Source organism: Rhizobium sp. J15 (assembly GCF_002531825.1).
Lineage (GTDB): Bacteria > Pseudomonadota > Alphaproteobacteria > Rhizobiales > Rhizobiaceae > Rhizobium.
This window is the reverse complement of sequence record NZ_NWSX01000025.1, coordinates 44037-70945: the sequence shown is the minus strand read 5'-3', so window position 1 is coordinate 70945 and position 26909 is coordinate 44037. Positions and strand designations below refer to the sequence as shown.

General features: G+C 61.9%; 25 protein-coding genes and 1 pseudogene. 23 read left to right on the top strand and 3 right to left on the bottom strand.

Annotated elements, in window-relative coordinates; genetic code table 11:
* Complete coding sequence (gene cysQ / locus CO670_RS20665; RefSeq protein WP_097591963.1) at window positions 1-798, bottom strand: 3'(2'),5'-bisphosphate nucleotidase CysQ; 798 nt, start codon at window positions 796-798, stop codon at window positions 1-3.
* Between the two features lie 550 nt (window positions 799-1348).
* On the opposite strand from cysQ, the gene CO670_RS20655 reads away from it, so the two are divergent.
* The 7 genes and pseudogenes from CO670_RS20655 to CO670_RS33410 form a co-directional block, all read left to right on the top strand.
* Entirely contained in the window at window positions 1349-2251 is a 903-nt protein-coding gene (locus CO670_RS20655) for a branched-chain amino acid ABC transporter permease LivH (RefSeq protein WP_088686979.1), read from the top strand.
* A gap of 4 nt (window positions 2252-2255) precedes the next feature.
* Complete coding sequence (gene livM / locus CO670_RS20650) at window positions 2256-3653, top strand: high-affinity branched-chain amino acid ABC transporter permease LivM (protein WP_097591961.1); 1398 nt, start codon at window positions 2256-2258, stop codon at window positions 3651-3653.
* Window positions 3653-4528 (top strand): ABC transporter ATP-binding protein, encoded by an 876-nt coding sequence (locus CO670_RS20645; protein WP_097591960.1) that lies wholly within the window; start codon window positions 3653-3655, stop codon window positions 4526-4528. Before livM ends, CO670_RS20645 begins: the two co-directional genes overlap by 1 nt.
* Entirely contained in the window at window positions 4528-5271 is a 744-nt protein-coding gene (locus CO670_RS20640; RefSeq protein WP_176538989.1) for an ABC transporter ATP-binding protein, read from the top strand. Before CO670_RS20645 ends, CO670_RS20640 begins: the two co-directional genes overlap by 1 nt.
* A 132-nt stretch (window positions 5272-5403) precedes the next feature.
* Window positions 5404-5757 carry a DUF6867 family protein gene (locus tag CO670_RS20635; RefSeq protein WP_088686981.1) on the top strand — a complete coding sequence of 118 codons (354 nt, stop codon included), beginning with the start codon at window positions 5404-5406 and terminating at the stop codon, window positions 5755-5757.
* Between the two features lie 120 nt (window positions 5758-5877).
* The gene (locus CO670_RS20630; protein WP_097591959.1) at window positions 5878-6999 is read left to right on the top strand and encodes a branched-chain amino acid ABC transporter substrate-binding protein; all 1122 of its coding nucleotides are present in this window, start codon (window positions 5878-5880) and stop codon (window positions 6997-6999) included.
* Window positions 7000-7084: 85 nt separating this feature from the next.
* Window positions 7085-7335: pseudogene (locus CO670_RS33410) on the top strand (NAD(P)-dependent oxidoreductase); the annotation flags it as partial.
* A 44-nt stretch (window positions 7336-7379) separates the two neighbouring features.
* Here the strand turns inward: CO670_RS33410 and CO670_RS20620 are convergent.
* Complete coding sequence (locus CO670_RS20620) at window positions 7380-8297, bottom strand: response regulator transcription factor (RefSeq protein ID WP_097591958.1); 918 nt, start codon at window positions 8295-8297, stop codon at window positions 7380-7382.
* Entirely contained in the window at window positions 8290-11673 is a 3384-nt protein-coding gene (locus CO670_RS20615; RefSeq protein ID WP_097591957.1) for an ATP-binding protein, read from the bottom strand. Before CO670_RS20615 ends, CO670_RS20620 begins: the two co-directional genes overlap by 8 nt.
* A 179-nt stretch (window positions 11674-11852) precedes the next feature.
* On the opposite strand from CO670_RS20615, the gene CO670_RS20610 reads away from it, so the two are divergent.
* The 16 genes from CO670_RS20610 (at window position 11853) to CO670_RS20535 (ending at window position 26868) form a co-directional block, all read left to right on the top strand.
* Window positions 11853-13757 carry a phosphatase PAP2 family protein gene (locus CO670_RS20610; protein WP_097591956.1) on the top strand — a complete coding sequence of 635 codons (1905 nt, stop codon included), beginning with the start codon at window positions 11853-11855 and terminating at the stop codon, window positions 13755-13757.
* A gap of 186 nt (window positions 13758-13943) precedes the next feature.
* Window positions 13944-15236 (top strand): urea ABC transporter substrate-binding protein, encoded by a 1293-nt coding sequence (gene urtA / locus CO670_RS20605; protein WP_097591955.1) that lies wholly within the window; start codon window positions 13944-13946, stop codon window positions 15234-15236.
* A gap of 113 nt (window positions 15237-15349) precedes the next feature.
* Window positions 15350-16975 (top strand): urea ABC transporter permease subunit UrtB, encoded by a 1626-nt coding sequence (gene urtB, locus CO670_RS20600; protein WP_097591954.1) that lies wholly within the window; start codon window positions 15350-15352, stop codon window positions 16973-16975.
* A complete protein-coding gene (gene urtC / locus CO670_RS20595; RefSeq protein ID WP_097591953.1) occupies window positions 16972-18135 on the top strand; it encodes an urea ABC transporter permease subunit UrtC in 1164 nt (387 codons plus the stop codon). Before urtB ends, urtC begins: the two co-directional genes overlap by 4 nt.
* A 5-nt stretch (window positions 18136-18140) precedes the next feature.
* Window positions 18141-18896, top strand: a complete 756-nt coding sequence (gene urtD, locus CO670_RS20590) for an urea ABC transporter ATP-binding protein UrtD (RefSeq protein WP_097591952.1) — start codon at window positions 18141-18143, stop codon at window positions 18894-18896.
* Between the two features lie 76 nt (window positions 18897-18972).
* Window positions 18973-19491, top strand: coding sequence for a hypothetical protein (locus CO670_RS20585; protein WP_097591974.1), 519 nt, complete (start codon window positions 18973-18975; stop codon window positions 19489-19491).
* An 18-nt stretch (window positions 19492-19509) separates the two neighbouring features.
* Window positions 19510-20205 (top strand): urea ABC transporter ATP-binding subunit UrtE, encoded by a 696-nt coding sequence (gene urtE, locus CO670_RS20580; RefSeq protein ID WP_003542323.1) that lies wholly within the window; start codon window positions 19510-19512, stop codon window positions 20203-20205.
* A 149-nt stretch (window positions 20206-20354) separates the two neighbouring features.
* The gene (locus CO670_RS20575) at window positions 20355-21176 is read left to right on the top strand and encodes an urease accessory protein UreD (RefSeq protein WP_097591951.1); all 822 of its coding nucleotides are present in this window, start codon (window positions 20355-20357) and stop codon (window positions 21174-21176) included.
* Between the two features lie 21 nt (window positions 21177-21197).
* A complete protein-coding gene (locus CO670_RS20570) occupies window positions 21198-21500 on the top strand; it encodes an urease subunit gamma (RefSeq protein WP_007816043.1) in 303 nt (100 codons plus the stop codon).
* A gap of 9 nt (window positions 21501-21509) precedes the next feature.
* Window positions 21510-21761 (top strand): DUF1272 domain-containing protein, encoded by a 252-nt coding sequence (locus CO670_RS20565; protein WP_097591950.1) that lies wholly within the window; start codon window positions 21510-21512, stop codon window positions 21759-21761.
* 10 nt (window positions 21762-21771) lie between these two features.
* Window positions 21772-22077, top strand: coding sequence for an urease subunit beta (locus CO670_RS20560; RefSeq protein WP_010014268.1), 306 nt, complete (start codon window positions 21772-21774; stop codon window positions 22075-22077).
* 17 nt (window positions 22078-22094) lie between these two features.
* A complete protein-coding gene (locus CO670_RS20555; protein ID WP_097591949.1) occupies window positions 22095-22502 on the top strand; it encodes a lysozyme inhibitor LprI family protein in 408 nt (135 codons plus the stop codon).
* Window positions 22503-22518: 16 nt separating this feature from the next.
* Window positions 22519-23157, top strand: coding sequence for a Urease operon accessory protein (locus CO670_RS20550; protein WP_176538991.1), 639 nt, complete (start codon window positions 22519-22521; stop codon window positions 23155-23157).
* Window positions 23158-23257: 100 nt separating this feature from the next.
* Complete coding sequence (gene ureC / locus CO670_RS20545; RefSeq protein ID WP_097591947.1) at window positions 23258-24970, top strand: urease subunit alpha; 1713 nt, start codon at window positions 23258-23260, stop codon at window positions 24968-24970.
* A gap of 32 nt (window positions 24971-25002) precedes the next feature.
* Window positions 25003-25674 carry a TIGR02117 family protein gene (locus CO670_RS20540; RefSeq protein WP_097591946.1) on the top strand — a complete coding sequence of 224 codons (672 nt, stop codon included), beginning with the start codon at window positions 25003-25005 and terminating at the stop codon, window positions 25672-25674.
* Window positions 25675-26004: 330 nt separating this feature from the next.
* Complete coding sequence (locus CO670_RS20535; RefSeq protein ID WP_097591945.1) at window positions 26005-26868, top strand: GGDEF domain-containing protein; 864 nt, start codon at window positions 26005-26007, stop codon at window positions 26866-26868.
* The last annotated feature ends 41 nt before the right edge of the window (window positions 26869-26909 follow it).

Genomic DNA, 26909 nt, shown 5'->3' with positions numbered 1-26909 from the left:
TCACGCCGGCTCAAGCACGCGCTTCCTGCCGCCCCAGGAGATGAAGTTCGGATTGGCGAAGTCGAAATCGGCAGCCGTTCCCGTCTTGCCGTATGTCAGCGGCGCGCCGTCCAGTGTCACGGTCGAGCCGCCGGCGGCGCGCAGCACGGCATCGCCGGCCGCGGTATCCCATTCCATGGTGCGGGTGAAGCGCGGATAGACGTCGGCCTTGCCTTCGGCCAGCAGGCAGAATTTCAGCGACGAGCCGATATTGGTGCATTTGGAAATGGCGTGGTGCGCGAGGAAGCTGCCGGTCTCCGGGCTGTTGTGGCGCAGGCTTGCGAGCGCCAGCCTGTCGTCCGGCTGTTCGCGGACGGTGATGGCGCTGCGCTGACCGACGGTGAAATCCTCGGTAATGACCAGCCGTTCGGCGTGGCCGCATTCTCCGGAGAAGGCAAGTCCGAGTGCCGGAGCGTAGACGATGCCGGCGACCGGTGCGCCGTTTTCGATATAGGCGATGTTGACGGTGAATTCCTGCCGTCCGTCGACGAATTCGCGCGTGCCGTCGAGTGGGTCGACCAGGAAGAAGCCGCGGCCGCTGATATCGGGCACCTTGCCGGCGGCGACCGATTCTTCGGCCACGACAGGTATGTCGGGATAATCTCTGGCAAGATGGCCGAGGATGATGCGCTCGGCCTCTTCGTCGGCGACGGTGACCGGACTTGCATCCGCTTTCATGGCGACGGGAAAGCCCTCGCGCAAGACCGTGATGATGGCCTTACCGGCTTCCAGTGCCGCCTTTTCAAATGTCCTCAGCATTGTCCTTTTGCCGTTCGCCACGCGTCGAGCACCCCGCTGCCGCTCGTCCGCAAACCATCCCTGTCACAACCATATACCTGCCAGCTATTTATATGGTGTTTCCGTCACGCTGCGCATCCCCACTTCGCGCATCCGGAATGCTACCATAAGTTCCCAGTCTTGTCAGACGAAGATGGCGGGCATTTGCTCGTGAAATGGCATTCGAAAAAATGCCCGTCCCAGGGTCTGAATTTGCGCCAACTTCCAATCCGGTGGAATAGCTTACGCACCACGGTGGCGGGAGGAATCAACGGCGTCGTTTGGGAACGGTTAATTCAGTGACCGTTTTTGGCTAAAAACGCGCCCAACTTTGCTGTTTTTCTGTGGATTTTGGTTCAAAATGCGCCATGTCGGCCTGTTTCCGCAAGAATCTGGCGGAGTAAATCCTTTTTGTCTTCACATTTTCAACGAAACCGGTATGCATGCGGCTTATAAGGTTGCCTGAAACGGGGAACCGAATAACCAAAAAGAGATGCAGCATTTTGCGCTCGCATCCAGGGGAAAACGACATATGGAGTATTTCGTCCAGCAGCTCTTCAATGGGCTGACGCTCGGATCCATCTATGGCCTTGTGGCTATCGGCTATACGATGGTTTATGGCATTATCGGCATGATCAACTTCGCCCATGGCGACATTTTCATGCTCGGTGGTTTTGCCGCTCTTATCGTCTTCCTCGTCCTCACATCCATCTTCGCAGGTCTCCCGGTGGCAGTTTTGCTGCTGGCGATGCTTGTCGTGGCGATGCTGATGACGAGTTTGTGGAATTGGACGATCGAGCGCATCGCATACCGCCCATTGCGCGGTTCGTTCCGCCTGGCGCCGCTGATCACCGCGATCGGCATGTCGATCGTGCTGTCCAACTTCATCCAGGTGACGCAGGGTCCGCGCAACAAGCCGATCCCGCCGATGGTGAGCTCGGTCTATCAGTTCGGCAATATTTCGGTGTCGCTAAAGCAGATCATCATCATCGTGATCACGGCGGTGCTGCTTGCGGCCTTCTGGTATATCGTCAATCGGACTGCGCTTGGCCGCGCCCAGCGCGCCACCGAGCAGGACCGCAAGATGGCGGCGCTGCTTGGCGTCAATGTCGACCAGACGATCTCCATCACCTTCGTCATGGGTGCGGCACTCGCTGCCGTCGCCGGCACGATGTATCTGATGTATTATGGCGTTGCTTCGTTCGCCGACGGCTTCACGCCGGGCGTGAAGGCGTTTACCGCGGCCGTTCTCGGTGGCATCGGCTCGCTGCCGGGCGCCGTTCTCGGCGGGTTGATGATCGGCCTCATCGAATCGTTGTGGTCGGCCTATTTCACGATCGCCTACAAGGATGTCGCGACCTTCGCCATCCTCGCTTTCGTGCTGATCTTCAAGCCGACGGGTATCCTGGGACGGCCGGAAGTCGAGAAGGTATAACGTCATGGCAAATATCGAGAATTCTGCAGGCGAGCCCGATGCCGGACTTGTCCAGAAGGGGCTTAGGGAAGCTTTTTTCGCCGGCCTCGTCACCCTTGGTCTGTTCGTGCTTTATGTCGGTCTCGGCACGCAGCAGAACATCAATAACGAGCTGATTGTCGTCCAGCGCTGGGGGCTGCTTGCGATCTTCGTGCTGATCGCTGCCGTCGGCCGGTTCATCATGGTCGTCTTGATCAAGCCTAATATCGACCGCCGCAAGCTCAACAAGGCGCGAGAGGGCGATCTCGAGATCTCGACCGAGAAGAACTTCTTCCACCAGCATTTCCTCAAGATCGCGCTTGTATTCCTGCTGATCTACCCGATGGCTGCTCTGCTCTTCTACGGTCCGCAGCGCTCACTGACGATGGTCGACAATTTCGGCATTCAGATCCTCATCTACGTGATGCTCGCCTGGGGCCTCAACATCGTGGTTGGTCTCGCGGGTCTTCTCGATCTCGGATACGTCGCCTTCTACGCTGTCGGCGCCTATTCATATGCGCTGCTTTCAAGCTATTACGGCCTCTCTTTCTGGGTGCTGCTGCCGCTTTCCGGTATCCTTGCGGCTCTCTGGGGCGTCATTCTCGGCTTTCCGGTGCTGCGCCTTCGCGGTGATTATCTTGCTATCGTCACGCTTGCCTTCGGCGAAATCATTCGTCTGGTCATCATAAATTGGACGGAAGTTACGAAAGGCACTTTCGGTATTTCCGGCATCGCCAAGGCGTCGATCTTCGGCATCTGGACTTTTGACGTCGGCAAAGCGAACAATTTTGCCAAAGTGTTCGGGCTGCCCATGGCCTCCGGCTACTACAAGGTCTTCCTGTTCTACGTCATCCTGGCGCTTTGCATGCTGACCGCCTATGTCACGATCCGACTGCGCCGCATGCCGATCGGTCGTGCATGGGAAGCGCTGCGTGAAGACGAGATCGCCTGCCGTTCACTTGGTATCAACACCGTGACGACCAAGCTCACGGCGTTCGCGACGGGTGCAATGTTCGGGGGCTTCGCAGGCTCGTTCTTTGCAGCCCGCCAAGGCTTCGTTTCACCGGAATCCTTCGTCTTCCTGGAGTCGGCAGTCATTCTTGCTATTGTCGTTCTTGGCGGCATGGGTTCGCTGACGGGTATTGCGATCGCTGCTGTTGTCATGGTCGGCGGCACCGAGGCTCTTCGCGAAATGGATTTCCTGAAGGAGATCTTCGGACCTGACTTTACGCCGGAACTCTACCGGATGTTGATCTTCGGCCTGGCCATGGTCATCGTCATGCTGTTCAAGCCACGCGGCTTCGTCGGTTCGCGTGAGCCGACCGCCTTCCTCAAGGAGCGCAAGGCGGTCTCAGGAAGCTTCACCAAGGAGGGCCACGGTTGATGAGCCCCGTTACCAACGCGATGTCGAGCGACACTTTGCTCAAGGTCGAGCACCTGTCGATGAAGTTCGGCGGCCTGATGGCCATCAACGACTTCTCCTTCGAGGCCAAGCGCGGCGATATCACCGCGCTGATCGGCCCGAATGGCGCCGGCAAGACAACTGTCTTCAACTGCATCACCGGCTTCTACAAGCCGACGATGGGCATGATCACGCTCAACCAGAAAAGCGGCAAGCAGTACCTTTTGGAGCGTCTGCCGGACTTTCGCATCACCAAGGAAGCCAAGGTTGCGCGCACCTTCCAGAACATCCGGCTGTTCTCCGGCCTGACCGTTCTCGAAAATCTGCTCGTCGCCCAGCACAACAAGCTGATGCAGGCGTCGGGCTTCACCATCCTCGGCCTCATCGGCATCGGTCCCTATAAGCGGGAGGCAACCGCCGCGGTCGAACTCGCGCGCCATTGGCTTGAAAAGGCAGAACTGATCGATCGCGCCGACGATCCGGCGGGCGATCTGCCTTACGGCGCCCAAAGACGTCTCGAGATTGCGCGTGCCATGTGCACCGGCCCGGAGCTGCTTTGCCTGGATGAACCGGCCGCCGGCCTCAATCCGCGGGAATCGGCAAAGCTCAACGAGCTTCTGCAGAGCATCCGCGCCGAAACCGGAACGTCCATCCTGCTCATCGAACACGACATGTCGGTGGTCATGGAAATTTCCGACCATGTCGTCGTTCTCGAATATGGGCAGAAGATCTCCGATGGAACGCCCGACCATGTGAAGAACGATCCGAAGGTCATCGCGGCCTATCTCGGCGTCGAGGATGAGGAAGTGGAAGAGGTGATCGCAACCGTCGAGCAGCTCGAAGGAGGCTCAAACTGATGGGCGATGCAGTAATGACGGGTCAACCGCTTCTTCAGGTGAATGGCGTCGAAACCTATTATGGCAATATCCGTGCATTGGCCGGCATCGATGTGCAGGTCAACAAGGGTGAGATCGTCAGCCTGATCGGCGCCAACGGCGCCGGCAAGTCGACGCTGATGATGACGATCTGCGGCAGTCCTCAGGCCCGCACCGGCTCCGTCGTCTTCGAGGGCCGCGACATCACCAAGCTTCCGACCCATGAAATCGCCCGGCTGCGCATCGCGCAGTCGCCGGAAGGTCGCCGCATCTTCCCGCGCATGACGGTTCTGGAGAACCTGCAGATGGGTGCGGGTCTCGACAATCTCAAATATTTCGCCGAGGACGTCGAGAAAATCTTCGCGCTCTTCCCGCGCCTCAAGGAACGCCATGCCCAGCGCGGCGGCACCCTTTCGGGCGGCGAGCAGCAGATGCTGTCGATCGGGCGTGCACTCATGGCCCGCCCGAAGCTGCTGCTGCTCGACGAACCTTCGCTTGGCCTGGCGCCGCTCATCGTAAAGGGCATCTTCGAGGCGATCAAAAAGCTGAATGAGCAGGAAGGTCTGACCGTTTTCCTGGTCGAGCAGAATGCGTTCGCAGCTCTCAGGCTTTCGCATCGCGGCTACGTCATGGTGAACGGCAAGGTAACGATGAGCGGCTCCAGCAAGGAACTTCTCGCCAACCCCGAGGTCCGCGCCGCTTATCTCGAAGGTGGAAGACACTAGAGCGGGATGATTTTAGGGCGCGTTAGCCAAAATATGAATCCTGCTCTGAATGAAATGATGAGAGCATGACGTCGACCGAAAACGCGGGTTATAATTTTCGGCATCGTGCTCTCGTCGAAGGGAGAGATTAACATGCAGGGGCTTTTCTTCGAAAGCGATAGCGGCGCTCGCGTCGTCATCCGCGCGATCGTCGTACTGATCGGCTTCTGGACGGCCTGGCGGGCCGGCAAGGCGGTTGCAGACGGCTGGAACGACTATCCGCTGGTGGTCGTCTATACCTTCCTGCTGGCCTGGGCGATGCAGTTTCTGCACCATGCCCTGTTCAATGGGCCGATGCTCAGCGCCCTCTATTACGGCATCGATTTCGTGACGCTGCTGGTCTTCGCGACGGCCGGCTTCCGCTATCGCCGCACCAATCAGATGGTAAACAACTATTACTGGCTGTACGAAAAAACTTCCGCGTTTTCGTGGAAGGACAAACATTGACAGTCCGTTGAAACTAGGCATGAATTGCCTTCAGAGTGGAACAGCTTTCCTGGCGCAGTCAATGGTGGGTAATGCGCCGGGTCTTGGACCGGAACCCGCCCAAAAATTGGGAGTAACAATATGAAGAAGTCTCTTCTGTCGGCAGTGGCTCTGACGGCGATGGTCGCCTTCAGCGGCAACGCCTGGGCCGACGTCCTCATCGCTGTCGCTGGTCCGCTGACCGGCCCGAACGCCGCTTTCGGCGCGCAGCTTCAGAAGGGCGCCGAGCAGGCGGCCGCCGACATCAACGCTGCTGGCGGCATCAACGGCGAGCAGATCAAGATCGAGCTCGGCGACGACGTCTCCGACCCGAAGCAGGGCATTTCGGTCGCCAACAAATTCGTTGCTGACGGCGTCAAGTTCGTCATCGGCCACTTCAACTCGGGCGTTTCGATCCCGGCTTCGGAAGTCTATGCCGAAAACGGCATTCTCGAAATCACCCCGGCTGCTACCAACCCGAAGTTCACCGAGCGCGGCCTCTGGAACACGTTCCGCACCTGCGGCCGTGACGACCAGCAGGGCGCCATCGCCGGCAAGTATCTTGCCGACCACTTCAAGGATGCCAAGATCGCCGTCGTTCACGACAAGACCCCGTACGGTCAGGGCCTTGCAGACGAAACCAAGAAGGCCATGAATGCCGCCGGCGTGACCGAAGTCATGTACGAAGGCATCAATGTCGGCGACAAGGACTTCTCGGCCCTCATCGCCAAGATGAAGGAAGCCGGCGTCTCGATCATCTATTGGGGCGGCCTGCACACCGAAGCCGGTCTCATCATCCGCCAGGCTGCCGACCAGGGCCTGAAGGCAACGCTGGTTTCGGGCGCTGGCATCGTTTCGAACGAACTGGCCTCGATCGCCGGTGACGCCGTTGCCGGTACGCTCAACACCTTCGGTCCCGACCCGACGCTGAACCCGGCCAACAAGGAACTCGTCGAAAAGTTCAAGGCTGCCGGTTTCAACCCCGAAGCCTATACGCTCTACTCCTACGCTGCGATGCAGGCGATCGCCGGTGCCGCCAAGGCTGCCGGTTCGGTGGATCCTGAAGCCGTCGCCGCTGCCATGAAGGAAAAGGGTCCGTTCCCGACGGTTCTCGGCGACATTTCGTTCGACGAAAAGGGCGACCCGAAGATTCCTGGCTACATCATGTACGAATGGAAGAAGGGCGCGGACGGCAAGTACACCTACGTCCCGCAGGGCATGTAAGCTTTACTTCCTTTTTGGATACGATCTGATCGAAGCCCGGTTCCTACCGGGCTTCTTTCTTTTTCAGCACATTTCAGTGCGGTTCGCCTGCGGCGACGTCGTGGATGAAGCTGTGCTGATTTCGGTTCTGGCGGCAGGCACGATCCGCGGTGCGTGGCTCGATGTCTATGAGGCGGAACCGAATGTACCGGAAACCTTGCGGCGGATTGAGAATGCGGCTCTGCTGCCGCATCGCGGCAGCGCGACGAAGAAAATGCGGACCGCCATGGGCATGAAGGTGGTCGAGAAGTGACGGATTTCATCGAGGGCAGGGACGCGCCCGATCGGATCGTCTGAAGGATCATGGAGAGGGCGGACACGGCGTGCCTTGCAATATGCCTCTACACCTCGTGCAGCACATGCGTCGCTTTTACCGCAGCCGAGGCGCGGTTCTCGACGCCGAGTTTCACATAGATCTGCTCGAGGTGCTTATTCACCGTGCGCGCCGACAGTCCCAATATCTCGCCGATATCGCGGTTGGCCTTGCCCTTGGCGATCCAGAGAAGCACTTCGGATTCGCGCTGTGTGAGCGAGAAGCGCTGGCGCAGCACCTCGTCGTCGCTGCGCTGGCTGGCGGCCGTGAGGCGGAAGAGATATTCGTCCGGGCCGATCGCGCCGAGGAAGGCGAGCTGCAGCGCCGCCTGGCCGGCATGGGTGATCGAGATGATGCCGTCGCGCACTGCGGCCATGCGGTCGCGCATCCAGCCGGCGATATGGCGGACGACGACCTCCATGCCGTCGTCGCTGCCCATCGCCGTATTGACCAGCCGCGTTGCCTGCGGCGTCGACCAATGGATCGCACCGTCGCCCTTGACCGCCAGCAGATGGCGTCCGGCGGCATCCAGCGCGACACGGGCGCTCTGGGTCGAGCGGGCATTTCTGAGATGGACGCGGATGCGGGCGCGCAATTCGTCGATGTTGATCGGCTTGGTGAGGTAATCGACGCCGCCGGATTCCAGCGCATGCACGACATGCTCGGTCTCGGTCAGTCCGGTCATGAAGATGACCGGCACCTGCGCCACCGCGGCATTCGCCTTCAGCCGGCGGCAGGTCTCGAAGCCGTCCATGGCGGGCATGACCGCGTCAAGCAGGATGAGATCGGGCGTGATGCGCTCGACGATGCCAAGTGCCGCCGTGCCCGACGTCGCGATCAGCACCGAGAAGCCGGACTGTTCGAGCGCGTCGGTCAGGAAGCCCAGCGCCTCCGGCGAGTCGTCGACGAGAAGAACGATGTCGCGAGGGAGGGCCGGCTCAGCCAATGGATTCCACCTTTTCGTCGAAGTCGTGCAGGAAGTTCATGAAGCCGGTCAGATCGAAGGCGGCTACATAGGGTCGAAGAGCCTCCGTGAATGGCCGATTTGCCTCCACCTTGGCAAGGTCGGAAAGCTTCGCTTCAATGCCTCTGATGTAACCGATCTCGCCGAGCCGCAGCAGTTCCTGCACATGGGCGGCACCCGGGCTCAGCATCGGCGCCTTGGTCTTTTCCACGATGGCCGGCGCCGCATCGGCATAGATCCATTTCAGGCCGAGATGCAAAGCGAGCTTGTCGCGCAGCTGGCGGATGTCGACGGGCTTGCCGATCGCATCATTGTGGCTGTCGTCGCTGTCGCTCAGAACCGCCGCATCGCCGATATTGGCCGAAAGCATCAGCACCGGGGCCGTCTGGCCGGCCTCGCGCAGGCGCGAGACGAGCTGCCAGCCGCTCATGCCGGGCATCAGGATATCGACAAGGAAGAGGTCGGGCATGATGCCGTCGATCAGCGTCAGGCATTCCGCACCGCCTGCCGCCGTCAGCACGATGAAATCGAGCGGCGCCAGGATTTCGCGCATCATCTCGCGGTGATCCTCGTTGTCGTCGACGACGACGATCGTGCGGCGCGGGCCGTCATAGCCGGCGATGCGCTTTTCCTGCGGCGGTGCTGCGGCGCGCATGACGGCGGACAGCATCAGCCGCACGCGGAAGGTCGAGCCTTCGTCCTTGACGCTCGAAACCGCAATTTCGCCGCCGAGCGTGTTGGTCAGGAGCCGGGTGATGGTGAGGCCGAGACCGAGGCCGGGCATCGGCCGCACGCTGTCGGCCTCGCCGCGCTGGAAGGGTTCGTAAATGCGCGTCAGATCCTTCTCGGCGATGCCGCGGCCGGTGTCGGTGACGGTAAAGGTCGCAACCTGGCTGCGATAGGCGACATCGAAGGTGACGCTGCCCTCGTCGGTGAACTTGATGGCATTGGAGAGCAGGTTGACCAGGATCTGGCGCAGGCGCTTTTCATCGGTGCGGACGAATTGCGGCAAGGCGGGCGAGCGCGCATGCAGGAAGGCAAGCCCCTTTGCCTGCGCCTGCGGGCGGAACATCTCGACGATCTGGTCGAGAAAATCCTGGATGTTGATCTCGTTGGAATAGACCTGCAGGCGGCCGGCCTCGATCTTGGAAATATCGAGAAGGCCGTCGATCAGGCCGGAGAGATGTTCGGCGCTGCGGCGGATGACCTTGATCGAGGAATGGCGCGGCGCGGGGATCGTCTCGTCGCGTTCGAGGATCTGGGCATAGCCGAGCACGGCATTCAAAGGCGTGCGCAGCTCATGGCTGAGGCCGACGACATAGCGGCTCTTGGCGCGGTTGGCGGCTTCGGCCGTCTCCTTGGCATTCTGCAGGGCGGCGTCGGTCTTCTTGTGGGCGGCGATTTCCTTGAGCAGCAGCGTGTTCTGGCGCGAGGATTCTTCCTCGGCGACGACGCGGCTGTCATGGGCAAGCACGTAGAACCAGCAGACGACGCCTGAAATCACCGAGAAGACGAAGAAGACGATGAGGATGGTGCGATTGACCACTTCGGCCGTCTCGGGCGAGGCGGAGGCGACCTGATGGGCGATCATCGCCAGGATTGCGCCGATGGCGGTCAGCGCCAGCGCGACGGCGATGCCATAGCGGCCGAGGCGCGTCGTCAGCTTGCCCAGAATGCTTTCCGGCAACAGCGTCCTGGCGACGGTGCCGACCTGGGCGTTGAAACGCGCTGCCGGCTTGCACATGTCGTGGCAGCGGCTGTCGAGCGAGCAGCAGAGCGAGCAGATCGGCGCGGCATAGGCGGGGCACCAGGCCATATCCTCCGGCTCGAACGGGTGTTCGCAGACGGAGCAGGTGATGCTCGTCAGCGTCTTCCAGCTCTGGCGCGGCTTGCGGGCGAGATAGAATTTGCCTCTCGTCGCCCAGGCGAGCGTCGGCGTCGCGATGAAGGCGATTGCGAGGGTGATATAGGGCGCGAGCGAAGCGGCTGTCTCGCCGAAGGCGCCGAAATGGGCGATCAGCGATAGGGTTGCCGACAGCGTCATGGCGCCGAGGCCGACGGGGTTGATGTCGTAGAGATGGGCGCGCTTGAACTCGATGCCGGGAGGGGCGAGCCCCAGCGGCTTGTTGATGAAGAGATCGGCGGAGATCGTGCAGAGCCAGGCCATGGCGATGATCGAGAAGATGCCGAGCGTTTCCTCCAGCAGCCGGTAGATGCCGAGTTCCATCAGCAACAGAGCGATCGCCACGTTGAAGACCAGCCAGATGACGCGGCCGGGATGGCTGTGGGTCAGCCGGGAGAAGAAGTTCGACCAGGCGAGCGAGCCGGCATAGGCGTTCATCACGTTGATCTTGAGCTGCGAGACGACGACGAAGGCCGCCATCAGCAACAGCGCCGCATTGTGCCAGGGGACCATGTAGCCGAAGGCGGTCAGATACATCTGCGCGGGATCGGCGGCGCGGTCGAGGGGCACGCCGGAGGTGAAGGTCAGAACGACGAGGAAGGAGCCGGCAAGCAGCTTCGGCGCGCCGATGATGACCCAGCCGGGTCCGGCAAGGAAGATAGCCAGGCGATGGCGCCATTTGCGCTGCGGCACCGGCGGCAGGAAGCGCAGGAAATCGGCCTGCTCGCCGATCTGCGACATCAGCGCCAGGATGACGGCGGAGGCGGCGCCGAACTCCACCAGATCGAAGTCGGCGATGGTGCCCGGCGGGCCGGAGGCGTGGCGGATGCCGGAAAAGGCGCGCCAGAGATCGAACTTCTCCCAGTCCATCAAGGCGATGAAGATGAAGGGCAGGATGTTCAGCACGATCCAGAAGGGCTGGGTGATCAGCTGGAACTTGCTGATCAGCCGCACGCCGTGCGTTACCAGCGGAATCACCATGACGGCGCTGATGATATAGCCGATCCAGAGCGGAATGCCGAGTGTCAGCTCCAGCGCGCCGGACATGATCGACGCCTCGATCGCAAACAGCATGAAGGTGAAGCTTGCATAGATCAGCGAGGTGATGGTGGAGCCGATATAGCCGAAACCGGCGCCGCGCGTCAGAAGATCGATATCGACGCCGTGACGGATGGCGTAGCGGCTGATCGGCAGGCCGATCGCCAGCATGGCGAGCGAGGCGACGATGATGGCATAGAAGGCGTTGGTGGTGCCGTAGGAGAGGGTGATCGCGCCGCCGATCGCTTCGAGCGCCAGGAAGGAGATCGCGCCGATGGCGGTCTGCGAAATGCGCTCGGACGAGAAATGGCGGGCGCTCTTTGCGGTGAAGCGCAGCGCATAATCTTCCAGCGTTTGGTTGGCGACCCAGCGATTGTATTCGCGTCTCACCGGAATGATGCGTTGGCGCGCTGTCATGCCCTCTTTCCGGCACTCTTGTTGGGCTCATCTTCTCCGCGGCAGTTTTGGCGGGATGGACGGGAAAGGCAAGAGGCGGAGCATTGGCAGATTCGCAGAACAGTAATATTTTTGAAACGGCTCTGTCACATAAGCGCTCTAACCCTCCCGCCGTTCGTTCAACCATTTCGGGTGCACCCATGTCTGTTTTAAGCTTTTTCCGTCTGAGCACCGCTCTTGTCTGCCTCGTTTCGATCGTCCCGTCGCTTGCTGCCGCCGATCAGGCCACAGCGGCAAAGGTGCCTTATGCCGAAACCGGAAATACCAACAAGCGTGGTGACGCCTGCTTCTCGACGGTGGACACCAATGCCGCCGTTCATCTTCTCTCCGGCTTCCTGGAAGTCTGGACGCCGCGCACACCTTTCGTCGACGCCGGCGTCGAGGCGCCTGCCAAGGACAATTGCGCGGCGGTCGCCAAGACGGATTGGGACGGCATTCCCTTCAGCAAGACCGACGGTCAGATCGTCAACAAGCTTGTCCATGACGCGAACATCGCCTATTCCGTCAAGGTGACCAAGGCGCGGACGGCCGAGCAGGCCGTTGCCGCCTATCTCGACGACCGGCGCGGCAAGAATGCCAGCATCGTCGACGGCCTCGGCCCGCTGACCGATGCCTGGAAGGCCGGTTCCAAGCAGACCACCACGATCACCGAGGTGGCGGCCGACGCGACGACGGTCAAGTATGACGACAAGGGCAACAATCGCGGCGCCGGCAGCAAGCCGGACACGGAAAACAAGACCGATGCCAATCCTGACATGGGCCTTGCCATCGACTTCATCAACGCGGCAAGCGGTGACGGCTCGACGGAGCCCGCCAAGCGCTATTTCAAATATGCGCGTCCCTATCGCTGGAGCCAGGACGTTTCGGTCGTCCCGACGCTCGCGCCTGCCAAGAGCGGCAAGCCGGTCGAGGACGGCGGCTTCCCGAGCGGACATACGGCGGAAGCCTGGCGCGATGCGCTCGCCATGGCTTATCTCGTGCCGCAGCGCTTCCAGGAAATGATCACACGCGCCAGCGAACTGGGCGAAGACCGCATCCTTGCCGGCATGCATTCTCCGCTCGACGTGATGGGCGGCCGCATGCTCGGCACCGCCACGGTCGTCTACAACCTGAACAAGGCCGATAATGCCGCGCTGAAGAGCGATGCCTACGCCCAGGCGCAGTCGTGGCTGATCGCAAAGTCCGGCGTTGCCGATGCGGGTGCGCTTCAAGTCGCCGCTCATGCGGCGCCGCTTGCCGCGGACCGTTTCGCCGATCATGACGCCAATCGGGCTTACGTGCTGCAGCGCCTGAGCTATGGCCTGCCGACGATCCATCCGACCGATCAGCCGGCCCGCGTGCCGCAGGGCGCCGAAGCGCTTCTCGAAACGCGTCTGCCCTATCTCGATGGCGAGCAGCGCCGCGAGGTTCTGAAGACGACGGCGATCGCCTCGGGCTATCCGCTTATTGACGACGCCGAAGGTTACGGCCGCCTCAACCTGTTTGCCGCAGCCGACGGCTACGGCGCTTTCGACCAGGATGTGACCGTGACGATGGATGCGGAGAAGGGCGGTTTCAATGCGATCGACACCTGGCGCAACGACATCGGCGGCAAGGGCAGGCTGGTGAAGAGCGGCAGCGGCATCCTCGGCCTGTCGGGCGCCAACAGCTATGCCGGCGGCACCGTTCTGGAAGCGGGCGTGCTGGTCGCCGGATCGTCCTCGGCCTTGGGCAGCGGCGGGCTGACTGTCAATGGCGGTTCGCTGGTTCTGGCCGCTGACAAGCCTCTGACCGTGGGCGGCGACTATCAGCAGGTCTCCAATGGGGTGGCGAAGCTGGCGCTCGGCGCGGATGGCGCCGGCACCCTGGTTGTCAAGGGCAAGGCGGAGCTCGCCGGTGATCTCGACGTGGCGCTTGCCGACGGTTTCTCCCCGGCGCCCGGAACCAGGATCGAGATCCTGAAGGCCGACAACGTCACCGGCAGCTTCGGCAAGTTCACCATCTCCGGCCACAGGGCGAGCCTCTCCTATGGCCCGACATCGGTCACCTTGAGGATCGGCTACTGATTTTCCGTCTCATAGCTGCAGGGCATCCCGGCCGCGGGATGCCCTTTGCTTTTCGGCCTGCCCGTTTACCCCCTGCGCCTACGTCATTTTGCGTATGTGTTTTCGCGCTGCAGCACCCGATAGTCCCCCTCGGCAACAGTGAATTTCGTTTCCGGCCTGTTGCGGAACAAAGAGGGGATCAACCAAATGAATCTCAAATCCATTCTTACCGGCGCAGCACTCGGCGCCGTCATGGCGGCCTCGGCCGCCTTCCATGGCGCGGTCGCTGCCGATGACACCATCAAGGTCGGCGTGCTGCATTCGCTCTCCGGCACGATGGCGATTTCCGAAACCACGCTGAAAGACGCCATGCTGATGCTCATCGACGAGCAGAACAAGAAGGGCGGCCTTCTCGGCAAGAAGCTCGAAGCCGTCGTCGTCGATCCGGCGTCCGACTGGCCGCTCTTTGCCGAAAAGGCACGCGAGCTGATCGAAAAGGACAAGGTCGCCGCCGTCTTCGGCTGCTGGACGTCGTCCTCGCGCAAATCCGTCCTGCCCGTTTTCGAAGAGCTGAACTCGCTGCTCTTCTACCCCGTGCAGTATGAAGGCGAAGAATCCTCGCGCAACATCTTCTACACCGGTGCCGCTCCGAACCAGCAGGCGATCCCAGCCGTCGACTACCTGATGAACACCGAAGGCGTGAAGCGCTTCGTGCTCGAAGGCACCGACTACGTCTATCCCCGCACGACCAACAAGATCCTCGAAGCCTATCTCGAATCCAAGGGCATTCCGAAGGAAGACATCCTCGTCAACTACACGCCCTTCGGCTTCTCCGACTGGCAGACAGAGGTCGCCAAGATCAAGGAATTCGGTTCTGCCGGCAAGAAGACCGCCGTCGTCTCGACCATCAACGGCGACGCCAACGTGCCTTTCTACAAGGAACTCGGCAACCAGGGCATCAAGGCAACCGACATCCCGGTCGTCGCCTTCTCGGTCGGCGAAGAAGAGCTTGCCGGTCTCGACACCAAGCCGCTCGTCGGCCATCTCGCCGCCTGGAACTACTTCGAGTCCGTGGAAAGCCCGGCCAACAAGAAGTTCATCAAGGAATGGCATGCGTTCACCAAGAACGACAAGCGCGTGACCAACGACCCGATGGAGGCCGCCTATATCGGCTTCAACGCCTGGGTGAAGGCCGTGCAGGCCGCCGGCACCACCGATACGGATGCTGTTCTCGACAACATTATCGGCGTCACCGTTCCGAACCTCTCCGGCGGCTATGCCACCGTCATGCCGAACCACCACATCACCAAGCCGGTGCTGATCGGTGAAATCCAGGCCGACGGCCAGTTCGAAATCGTCCAGCAGACGCCCGCCGTCGTCGGTGACGAATGGTCGGATTACCTGCCCGACTCCAAGGACCTGATCTCCGATTGGCGCAAGCCCCTCAACTGCGGCAACTTCAATGTTGCGACCGGCAAGTGCGGCGGCAAGGGCTCCTGAGGAAAACCCCGATCCGTTGACAGCCTGAAGACTTCCGTCCGGATCTGATCCGGGCGGAAGCTCCGTCCTTACCGCTGCGCCTCCGGCCGGCGACAATCGAGGCGAGAGAGAAGATGTTTCGCGCCATCAAGATTTTTCTTCTGACATTTTGCCTGATGCTTTCGGGGCTGACGCTCCCGGCGGCCGGCCTTCGCGCCCAGGACGATGTGCACGCCCTTGTCGATGCGCTCGGCGTCGGCGGTTTTCCCGAGCGTGACGCGGCCATCCGGGCGCTCGTCGCTTCCGGGGATTCGCATGTCAGCCAGATCCTGCAGCGCTTGAGCGACGGCCAGCTCTACGTCAATTCGGAAGGCGGTCCCGTTCTCGTGCAGGGCGGCACGGAGGACGAGCCGACTTATTCCGATCCGATCACCGGCGAGGCGGTCGCCGACATCGACCCCGACACGATGTCGAAGGTCAAGATCAATAATGCGCTGCGCACCACGATCACGACGATGATGAGCCAGCTGACGCTTCTGAGCCCGGATCGCTCCGCGCGGCTCGCAGCGGCCGAAGGCATGCTCAAGGACGCCGATCCCGCCAATCTCGATCTCCTGAATTCGGCTCTTTCGAGCGAGAAGGACGGTGAGATCAAAAACACGATGGAAGCGGCGCGCGCCGTGATGGTGCTGAAGAGCGACGCCGGCATCGAGGAGAAGAAGGCCGCGATCGATACGATCGCCGCGCGCGGCGGCCGCGATGCGCTGACGATCCTGTCGACGGCGATGGCGACCGCGCCTGACGATCTGAAGCCGGCGATCCAGGCGGAGATCGACTCGATCAACCGCGATCTGGCGCTTTGGGATGTCGTCCAGAACGTCTGGTACGGCCTGTCGCTCGGCTCCGTGCTGCTGCTTGCGGCGATCGGCCTTGCCATCACCTTCGGCGTCATGGGCGTCATCAACATGGCGCATGGCGAGATGGTGATGATCGGCGCCTATACGACCTATGTCGTGCAGGAAACGATTGCCTCGGCCTTTCCTTCGCTTGCCGATTATTCGCTGGCCTTCGCGGTGCCGGCCGCCTTCCTCTTCACCGGCCTCGTCGGCCTCGTGATCGAACGTTCGGTGATCCGCTATCTCTACGGCCGGCCGCTGGAAACGCTGCTCGCCACCTGGGGCGTTTCGCTGATCTTGCAGCAGGCGATCCGCAGCTATTTCGGCCCGACCAATCGCGAGGTCCGCAATCCGAGCTGGATGTCCGGCGCCTTCGATTTCGGCGGGCTGGTCATCACCTGGAACCGGCTCTGGATCATCGTCTTTTCGCTGGTGGTGTTCCTGACGCTGCTGATGCTGCTCAAGCGCTCCGCCTTCGGCCTGCAGATGCGGGCGGTGACGCAGAACCGGCGCATGGCCTCCTCCATGGGCATCCGCACCGGCTGGGTCGACGCCTTCACCTTCGCGCTCGGCTCCGGCATTGCCGGCATGGCGGGTGTGGCGCTCTCGCAGATCGACAACGTCTCGCCGAACCTCGGCCAGAACTATATCATCGACAGCTTCATGGTCGTCGTCTTCGGCGGTGTCGGCAATCTCTGGGGCACGCTGGTCGGCGCCTTGTCGCTCGGCGTCGTCAACAAGTTCCTCGAGCCTTTCGCCGGCGCCGTGCTCGGCAAGATCCTGGTGCTCGTCCTCATCATTCTCTTCATCCAGAAGCGTCCGCGCGGGCTCTTCGCACTCAAAGGAAGGGCGGTGGAAGCATGATAACGACCTTCCTTCTCCGGTCTCTCGATCGCAGGATCTCTGTCGCCGTCGCGCTGCTGCTGGCGGTCGCCATTCTGGTGCCCGTCTTGAACCTCGCGACCGGCCCGAGCCATCCGCTGCACATCCCGACCTATATCATGGCGCTGTTCGGCAAGTATCTGACCTATGCGCTGCTGGCGCTGGCGCTCGATCTCGTCTGGGGTTTCTGCGGCATCCTCTCGCTCGGCCACGGCGCCTTCTTCGCGCTCGGCGGTTATGCGATGGGCATGTATCTGATGCGCCAGATCGGCTCGCGCGGCGTCTACGGCGATCCCGTCCTGCCCGATTTCATGGTGTTCCTGAACTGGAAGGAACTGCCCTGGTTCTGGTACGGCTTCGACCAGTTCTGGTTCGCGGCGCTGATGGTGCTCGCCGTGCCGGGCCTGCTCGCCTTCGTCTTCGGCTGGTTCGCCTTCCGCTCCCGTGTCAACGGCGTTTACCTCTCGATCATCACCCAGGCGATGACCTATGCGCTGCTGCTGGCCTTCTTCCGCAACGACATGGGTTTCGGGGGCAATAACGGCATGACCGACTTCAAGGATATCCTCGGCTTCAACATCCAGGCCGACGGCACGCGCGCCAGCCTCTTTGCAGCGACCGCGATCTTCCTGGCGCTGTCGCTGACGATCGCCTCGGCGATCGTGCGCTCGAAGTTCGGCAAGGTGCTGGTCGGCGTGCGCGATGCGGAAAGCCGCACGCGCTTCCTCGGCTACCGCGTCGAGCATTTCAAGCTCTTCACCTTCGTCGTTTCGGCGATGATGGCGGGCATAGCGGGTGCGCTCTACGTACCGCAGGTCGGCATCATCAATCCCGGCGAATTCGCGCCCGCCAATTCCATCGAAGTCGTCATCTGGACGGCTGTCGGCGGGCGAGGCACGCTGATCGGCCCGATCATCGGCGCGATCCTGGTCAATGGCGGCAAGACGATCTTCACCGGTCTCTTCCCGGAGGTCTGGCTCTTTGCGCTCGGCGGGCTTTTCGTCGCGGTCACGCTGTTCCTGCCGAAGGGCGTCGTCGGCACGGTCGCGCACTATTTCGCCAGGCGGAAGAGCGTCACCGAAGCTGCGCCGCCGGCGGCTCTGGAAGACGGCGTCGAGCCGAAAATCCAGGCAGCGGAGTGAGCGCCATGATCCCTGACGTCAAACCTACCAGCGTGCTTTATCTCAGCGGCGTCTCCGTTTCCTTCGATGGCTTCAAGGCGCTGAATTCGCTCTCGATCGTCATCGAGCCGGGTGAACTTCGCGCCATCATCGGGCCGAACGGCGCCGGCAAGACGACGATGATGGACATCATCACCGGCAAGACCCGGCCCGACGAGGGCGAGGTGTTCTTCAACGGCACCGTCGACCTCACCAAGAAGGACGAAGCCGATATCGCCCAGCTCGGCATTGGCCGCAAATTCCAGAAGCCGACGGTCTTCGAAAGCCATACGGTCTGGGACAATCTGGAACTGGCGCTGAACCGCCGCCGCTCGGTGTTTTCGACGCTGTTCTACCGGCTTTCGGGCGAGGACAAGGCACGCATCGAGGAAATCCTCGAAACGGTGCGGTTGACGCACCGGCGCGATGAACTGGCCGCCAACCTCTCGCATGGGCAGAAGCAGTGGCTGGAGATCGGCATGCTGCTCGCCCAGGAGCCGAAGCTCTTGCTCGTCGACGAGCCGGTGGCCGGCATGACCGATGCCGAGACGGCGGAAACGGCGATCCTGCTCAAGGACATCGCCAAGACCCGCTCGGTCGTCGTCGTCGAGCACGATATGGGCTTCATCCGCGACCTCGGCGTCAAGGTGACGTGCCTTGCGGAGGGCTCGGTGCTGGCGGAAGGATCGATCGATTTCGTCAGTTCCGATCCGAAGGTGATCGAGAACTATCTGGGACGGTGAAGAATGCAACTTCCAGGCTTGAACCTGACAGGAGAAGACGCTCTAAAACGGGCGGGTTTTATTGTGGGGTTTCATCATGGCTTTTCTCGGCATTCTGGTCGTGGCGATCAGCGGCGCGGCCGCCTGGTATTGGCGTTTGAAAATGATGCGTGAGGCGGGAAGCGAGATCATCGATTCCGTCGAGCGCATGCGGGGCGCCTATAAGCGCGGAAAGCTTCGCAAGCAGGCGGAGGCAGCGCCGATGGCCTCGATTGCCGATCCGGCGATCGCGGCGGTGGCGTTCTTCTTCTGCCTTGCCCAGGAAAAGCCGATGTATCTGGATGCGGCGAAAGACGTCATCCGCAACCGCATGAAAGGCATCATCCGGCCTGAAGACATGGAGGAGGTGCTGGTTTTCGGTGAGTGGGCGTCCAAGAACGTCACCAGTCCCGAAGATCCGATCCGCCGGTTCCGGGATCTTTGGATCAAGGCGCTCGACATGCAGGAGCGCCAGCAACTGATCGGCATTGCCGAGGATGTGGCCGCCGCCGGCGGCGAAAAAACGACGCAACAGGAATACGCCCTGCAGATGCTGAGGCGCAGCCTGATGAACTGATGGGAAACGGGTGAACGGATGCTGACAGTCGAAAACGCAAACCTGCATTATGGCGCCGCCCAGGCGCTGCGCGGCATCTCCATCAAGGCGGAGATGGGCAAGATCACTTGCGTTCTGGGGCGCAACGGCGTCGGCAAGAGTTCGCTCCTGCGCGCGGTCACCGGCCAGCACCCGCTATCGGCCGGCACCGTCACCTTCAACGACACCAAGCTCAACGGCCTGCCGCCCTTTGCCCGCGCCAAGCAGGGCATCGGCTACGTGCCGCAAGGGCGCGAGATTTTCCCGCTGCTGACGGTCAAGGAAAATCTCGAAACCGGTTTTGCGCCGCTCGGCCGCCGCGACCGCAACATACCCGACGATATCTTCAGCCTCTTCCCGGTGCTGAAGTCGATGCTGTCGCGGCGCGGCGGCGATCTCTCCGGCGGGCAGCAGCAGCAGCTGGCGATCGGCCGGGCGATGGTGACGCGGCCGAGGATACTGGTGCTCGACGAGCCGACCGAAGGCATTCAGCCGTCGATCATCAAGGATATCGGCCGGGCGATCCGTTACCTGCGCGACTCCACCGGCATGGCGATCCTGCTCGTCGAGCAATATCTCGATTTCTGCCGGGAGCTTGCCGATTATGTCTACATCATGGACCGCGGCGAGATCGTGCATGAAGGACTGGCCGAGACGCTGGATACGCCGGAGGCCCGCCGTCATTTGACCGTCTGACCGGCAGCTGCCGCTTTTTGCGGCAGGCGGCGCAATGCTGTGCCGATCTCCCGCGCCGGCTGGCGGCCTTCGCAGGCGGCACGGGAATTGCTTGCTTTCCGTCATCAGCGCGATTGAATGGAAGCGGCGGCGCGACTGAAAGGAACGATATGACGATTGTGGCGACAGCCACGCGACCGCAAAGAGCGGAAGGACGCGGGCATCTGGCAGCAAAACTGCTCGATGGCCGTACGCGCATCCGTGAGCTCTATCAGGAGGGGGCGGCAAAGATCCGCCTGCCGGATACGTTCGATGCCTCGATGGAAGCCGTCATCATCAACACCGCCGGGGGGTTGACCGGCGGCGACCGGATGGACTGGAGCGTCGTTGCCGGCGCCGGCACGAAGATCGACGTCACGACCCAGGCCTGCGAAAAGATCTATAAGGCCTCGGCCGGCGTCGCCGAGGTGACGACCCGCATCGAAGCGGGGGCAGGGGCGCGTGTCGACTGGCTACCGCAGGAAACCATTCTCTTCGACCGGGCGGCGCTCTTCCGCCGGCTCGATGTCGATCTCGACGACACTGCCGAATTCCTGGCCGTCGAAGCCGTGCTGCTCGGCCGCAAGGCGATGGGCGAGACGGTGGGTACGGGTCTCTTCCGCGACCGCTGGCGCATCCGCCGCTCGGGCCGGCTGATCCATGCCGAGGAGCTCAGGCTTTCCGAGGGTGTTGCGGCGCTTGCGGCGCGCCAGGCGGTGCTCGGCGGGCAGGTGGCCTTTGCGACGCTGCTTTATGCCGGGCCGCTGGCGGAAGCCTATCTCGGCAGAGTCCGGCCCCTTCTCGAGGGGGCGATGAGCGGCGCAAGCGCCTGGAGCGACAAGCTGGTCGTTCGCCTTGCGGCGGCCGACGGCTTCACGCTGAGAAAAATCCTGATCCCGGTCATTTCCGCCTTGCGCAATGGTGCGCCTGTGCCGAAAGTCTGGAATCTCTAAAGCGAAGCAGATGGGCAAGCAATGAACCTCACTCCGAGAGAAAAAGACAAGCTGCTGATTTCAATGGCGGCGATGGTGGCGCGGCGGCGGCTGGAGCGCGGCGTCAAGCTGAACTATCCCGAGGCGATCGCGCTGATCAGCGACTTCGTCGTCGAAGGCGCCCGCGACGGCCGCCCCGTCGCCGAACTGATGGAGGCCGGTGCCCATGTGATCAGCCGCGATCAGGTGATGGAAGGCATTGCCGAGATGATCCACGACGTGCAGGTGGAGGCAACATTCCCCGACGGCACCAAGCTCGTCACCGTGCACGAACCGATCAGGTGAGGAAATAGAATGCTGGAACTCAGACCCAACTGCGAGTGCTGCGACAAGGATTTGCCGCCGGAGAGCATGGAGGCGCGGATCTGCACCTATGAATGCACCTTCTGCGCCGATTGCGTGGACAATATGCTGAAGGGCGTCTGCCCGAATTGCGGCGGCAATCTCGTCGCGAGGCCGATCCGGCCGGCTGATATGCTCGCCAGACATTCGGCGTCGACGAAACGCGTACTGAAGGCCGAGGGCTGCGCGCCCAGGGCAGCTTGAGGAGAACGAGATGATTCCGGGTGAAATCATTGCCGCAAGCGGCGACATCGAACTCAATGCCGGTGCGCCGACGGTGACGCTGGAGGTTTCCAATACGGGCGACCGGCCGGTGCAGGTGGGCAGCCACTATCATTTCGCCGAGACCAATGCCGGCCTCTCCTTCGACCGCGCGGCCGCGCACGGCAAGCGGCTCGATATTCCCTCGGGAACGGCCGTGCGTTTCGAGCCGGGGCAGACGCGCTCGGTGACGCTGATCCCGCTTTCCGGCAAGCGCGAGGTCTACGGCTTCCGCCAGCTGGTGATGGGCAAGCTTTAGAACAAGGGGAGAGATTCATGCGTTTGAATATCCTCCTCATCGGGGCGGCGATGCTGCTGACGGCAGGTCACGTCTCCGCTCAGGATATCGATTGCCAGAACCCCAAGACGCAATCGGACATGACCTCTTGCGAGGTGGCGCGTCACGATGCTGCCGACAAGGCGCTGAACGAGCAATACAAGAAGACCCGCGCCGCCATGGTGGCGATCGACAAGGATCTCGACGGCGACATGAAGGGCGCGGAAAAGGCGCTGGTGAAAGCGCAGCGCGCCTGGATCGATTACCGCGACGCCCAATGCGACGCCTTCGGCTTTCAGGCCCGCGGCGGCACGATGGAGCCGATGCTGGTTGCCGGATGCCTGGCGGAAGAGACGGACAAGCGCACCAAAGAGCTGAAAGAGCTCGAAGAAACGATGGGCAACTAAGGTGATCAGGAAGATCGTGATCGTCGGCAACGGCGAGGTTGGAGAGAGAGAGGCAGGCATCATCGATGCCGCCGATTTCGTCATCCGCTTCAACGATTGCCGCTCCTACGGTGTCGGCGGCAGCCGCACGGACGCCGTCGCGGTCTGCAATACCGGACGGCCGGCAAAGGCGATGCTCGGTTCGCCGGAGTGGCGCGCCCATCCCGGCGTCGTCTCGGCCCGTGAAATCTGGAGCGTGCGCGACCCGGAAAAATTCGCCGCGATGCGGCCCCCGCTTGCCGTCTCGCATCCCGATCTCGACGATTTCTGCGACGACTATACGGAGGCGTTCGGCGCCTTCTGCGCGGAGACCGGCAAGAGGCATGTGGTGATCGGCAAGTCGGTCCACGAGGCCGTCGATGCCTCGCTTTCGGCCTTTGCGCCCGCGCCCTATGTCGTGCCGAGCAGCGGCATGATCGTCATCGCCGAAGTGCTCAGCAAATATGCCGAGGCCGAAGTGGCGCTGGCAGGCTTCGGTCATGCCGGCTGGGAATGGCACCCCTTTGCCGCCGAACGGCAGCTTGTCGATCGTTATATTGCCGCTGGCCGCCTCAGGCGGCTCGGCGGGAAAATGCTAGAACAGGATGATTTTAGGCCCGGTTGGCCTAAAATCTGAATCCTGTTCTAAATTAAAGAGTTAGAGCATGACGTCGTCCGAAAACCGCACACACTTTTCGGCATCATGCTCTTATCTCTCCTCCTACGGAGCCTGATGGATGCCCTATAAGATCTCGCGCGCCGCCTATGCCGGCATGTTCGGACCGACCACCGGCGATAAGGTGCGCCTTGCCGATACGGAGCTCTTCATCGAGATCGAGAAGGATTTCACCACCTATGGCGAGGAGGTGAAGTTCGGCGGCGGCAAGGTGATCCGCGACGGCATGGGCCAGAGCCAGGTGACGCGGGCGGACGGCGCGGTCGACACCGTCATCACCAATGCGGTGATCGTCGATCATTCCGGCATCTACAAGGCCGATATCGGCCTCAAGAACGGGCGCATCGCGGCGATCGGCAAGGCCGGCAATCCCGATATGCAGCCCGGCGTCAATATCATCGTCGGCCCGGGCACGGAGGCGATCGCCGGCGAAGGCAAGATCGTCACCGCCGGCGGCATGGACAGCCATATTCACTTCATCGCGCCGCAGCAGATCGAGGAAGCGCTGATGTCGGGCATGACCTGCATGCTCGGCGGCGGCACGGGACCGGCGCACGGCACGCTTGCCACCACCTGCACACCCGGCCCCTGGCATATCGCGCGCATGATCGAAGCGGCCGACGCCTTCCCGATGAACCTCGCCTTTGCCGGCAAGGGCAATGCCTCGCTGCCGGGCGCTTTGACCGAGATGGTGCTGGCCGGCGCCACCTCGCTCAAGCTGCACGAGGACTGGGGCACGACGCCGGGCGCCATCGACTGCTGCCTGTCGGTCGCCGACGAATATGACGTGCAGGTGATGATCCACACCGATACGCTGAACGAAAGCGGCTTCGTCGAGGATACGATCGGCGCCATCAAGGGCCGCACCATCCATGCCTTCCATACCGAGGGTGCCGGCGGCGGGCACGCGCCTGATATCATCAAGATCTGCGGCCAGCCGAATGTCATCCCGTCCTCCACCAATCCGACGCGGCCCTATACGGTCAATACGATTGCCGAGCATCTCGACATGCTGATGGTCTGCCATCACCTGTCGCCGTCGATCCCCGAGGATATCGCCTTTGCCGAAAGCCGCATCCGCAAGGAGACGATCGCGGCCGAAGACATTCTGCACGATATCGGCGCCTTTTCGATCATCTCGTCCGACAGCCAGGCCATGGGCCGCGTCGGCGAGGTGGCGATCCGCACCTGGCAGACGGCCGACAAGATGAAGCGCCAGCGCGGCCGGCAGAAGGAGGAGAAGGGCGACAACGACAATTTCCGCGTTCGCCGCTACATCGCCAAATACACGATCAATCCGGCGATCGCCCATGGTCTCAGCCATGAGATCGGCTCTGTCGAGATCGGCAAGCGCGCCGACCTCGTGCTCTGGAACCCGGCTTTCTTCGGCGTGAAGCCCGACATGGTGCTGCTCGGCGGCTCGATCGCGGCTGCACCCATGGGCGATCCGAACGCCTCGATCCCGACGCCGCAGCCGGTGCACTACCGGCCGATGTTTGCCTCCTACGGCAAGAGCCTCACCAATTCCTCCGTCACCTTCGTCAGCCAGGCCTCGCTCGATGCCGGCCTGAAAGGCAGGCTCGGAGTCGCCAAGGACCTAGTGGCGGTGAAGAATACCCGCGGCGGCATCTCCAAGGCATCGATGATCCATAACGACCTGACGCCGGAGATCGAAGTCGATCCCGAGACCTATGAAGTCCGGGCGAACGGCGAGCTGCTGACCTGCGAGCCGGCGACGGTGCTGCCGATGGCGCAGCGCTATTTCCTGTTCTAGGCCCGATCATCCGTGCGGGCCGGACGTTTCCGATGAAAACAGGCATCCGCTGGCTGTTGCGGATCACGATCCTGCTCTTGGCGCTGGCTGCGGGCGGGACCTTCATTCCGCGGCCACTGTTTGCGCCGGTCAAGGCCTCGTCCGCGGCGGCGACGCAGCGGATTCTGCTTCTGTCGGGACCGATCCACACCGATATTGCCATTCCGCTCGATGAGGAGACGCGGGCAGCTTTTTCCTTTCTCGACGACGGCGATTTCCCGCTCGGCCACCCGAATGCGGAATGGCTGGTCGTCGGCTGGGGCGGCCGCGCCTTCTATCTGGAAACGCCGAGCTGGTCGGAGCTGAAACCGCTGCCGGTGCTGCGGGCGCTGACGATCGACCGCTCGGTGCTGCATGTGGATCTCGCTGGCCATATCACCGAGCCGCAGCCAGCCGTTATGGCCTTCGATATCGATAGCGATCAACTGGCGCGGCTGCGCGGCTTCATCTTGGACAGCTTCGTCCGCAACGAGGGAGAGATCGCGCCGATCCGGAATGCGGGTTACGGCGAAATCGACCGGTTCTTCGAGGCCAAGGGATATTTCAACGCCCTCTTTGGCTGCAACACCTGGACTGCCGCAGCACTGCGTTCGGCCGGGCTTCGAACCGGCCTATGGAATCCGCTTCCACAATCATTGCGATTATCTCTCGGTGTCTACAATTGACGCAGCCGCAGGCCAGTCCTGACGTAAACGCAATTGTGAACGGTCCACCCCATCTGGTTGTAAAAATCGATGGGGAAACCTGTGTTTTCCACAGGTAAGCCATTCTGGAACAGGCCTGGGGTTAAGCCAGGAAAAACCTTTTAATATCAATCATCTCACTGTCTCCCCGCTCTGTCCGATTCAGGGATCGGGTGCTTGCATCCCCTGCTAGAAAAAATCTGCACGCCAAATCGTCCAAAACCATTCGAATTTTAACGAGTCGATTAAGACACCCGCAGCAATTGGCCTCTTATCAATGCCTTGAAACGCCGGGCAGGAAGGTCGATTCTCATGAGAAACTGGATGTCGCTGCAGGCCGATTTCGGCAATTTTCAATATCGCAGGAACGTCTATGTCTTTGCGTTGAAGATGAGCTTTCTTGCCGTCATTCTCTCCGGCGCCATCATGGCGCTGACGATACCGCCGCTCGGCTTTTTCGGGCTGCTGCCGGTGAATCTTCTGCATGCGATCGGCTTCGGCGCCGTCTTTTCATGGCTCGTCGGCGGCACGGTTTCCGGCGTGCTGTCGCTGGCGACGGGGTTTACGATGCGCGAGCTGACACTGTCGCGGGCGGAATTCGAAAAGCTCAGCCGCACGGATACGCTTTCCGGCCTCTTGAACCGGCGCGCCTTCACGGAAGCGCTGGACAGGATCGAAGGCGATGCTTCGCTCGTCATCTTCGATGTCGACCGCTTCAAGGCGATCAACGACCGTTTCGGCCATGCCTGCGGCGACGCCGTCATCACGGCGGTCTCGGCGGTGCTGACTTCCGCCTTCGATGAGTTCTCCGTCGTTGCGCGGCTCGGCGGCGAGGAATTCGGCGTCATCGTTTCCGGCGAGCCGCTGGAAGCACGGCTCGAGCGGATCGAGGCCGTGCGGGCCAGGCTCGCCGGCGGGCCGATCCTGGCGGAGGGGCACAATATCGCAATCACCATTTCCGGCGGCGTGGCCGATCTCGTCGCCGGGCGCAACAAGCAGCAGGTCTATGCCTCGGCCGACCGGGCGCTCTATCTCGCCAAGGCGCTCGGCCGCAACCGTGTCGTCCACGAGCGGGAGGGGCTGCATCATGCCTGGCACGGGCTTTCCGAAAACAGTCCCGACGCCGAGAGCCGGGGGCAGGGGAGCGACAACGTGATGCAGGCCTACGGAATATAAAAGCCGCAAGCCCGACCATTGGTGCTTGCATCGGAAAGGGC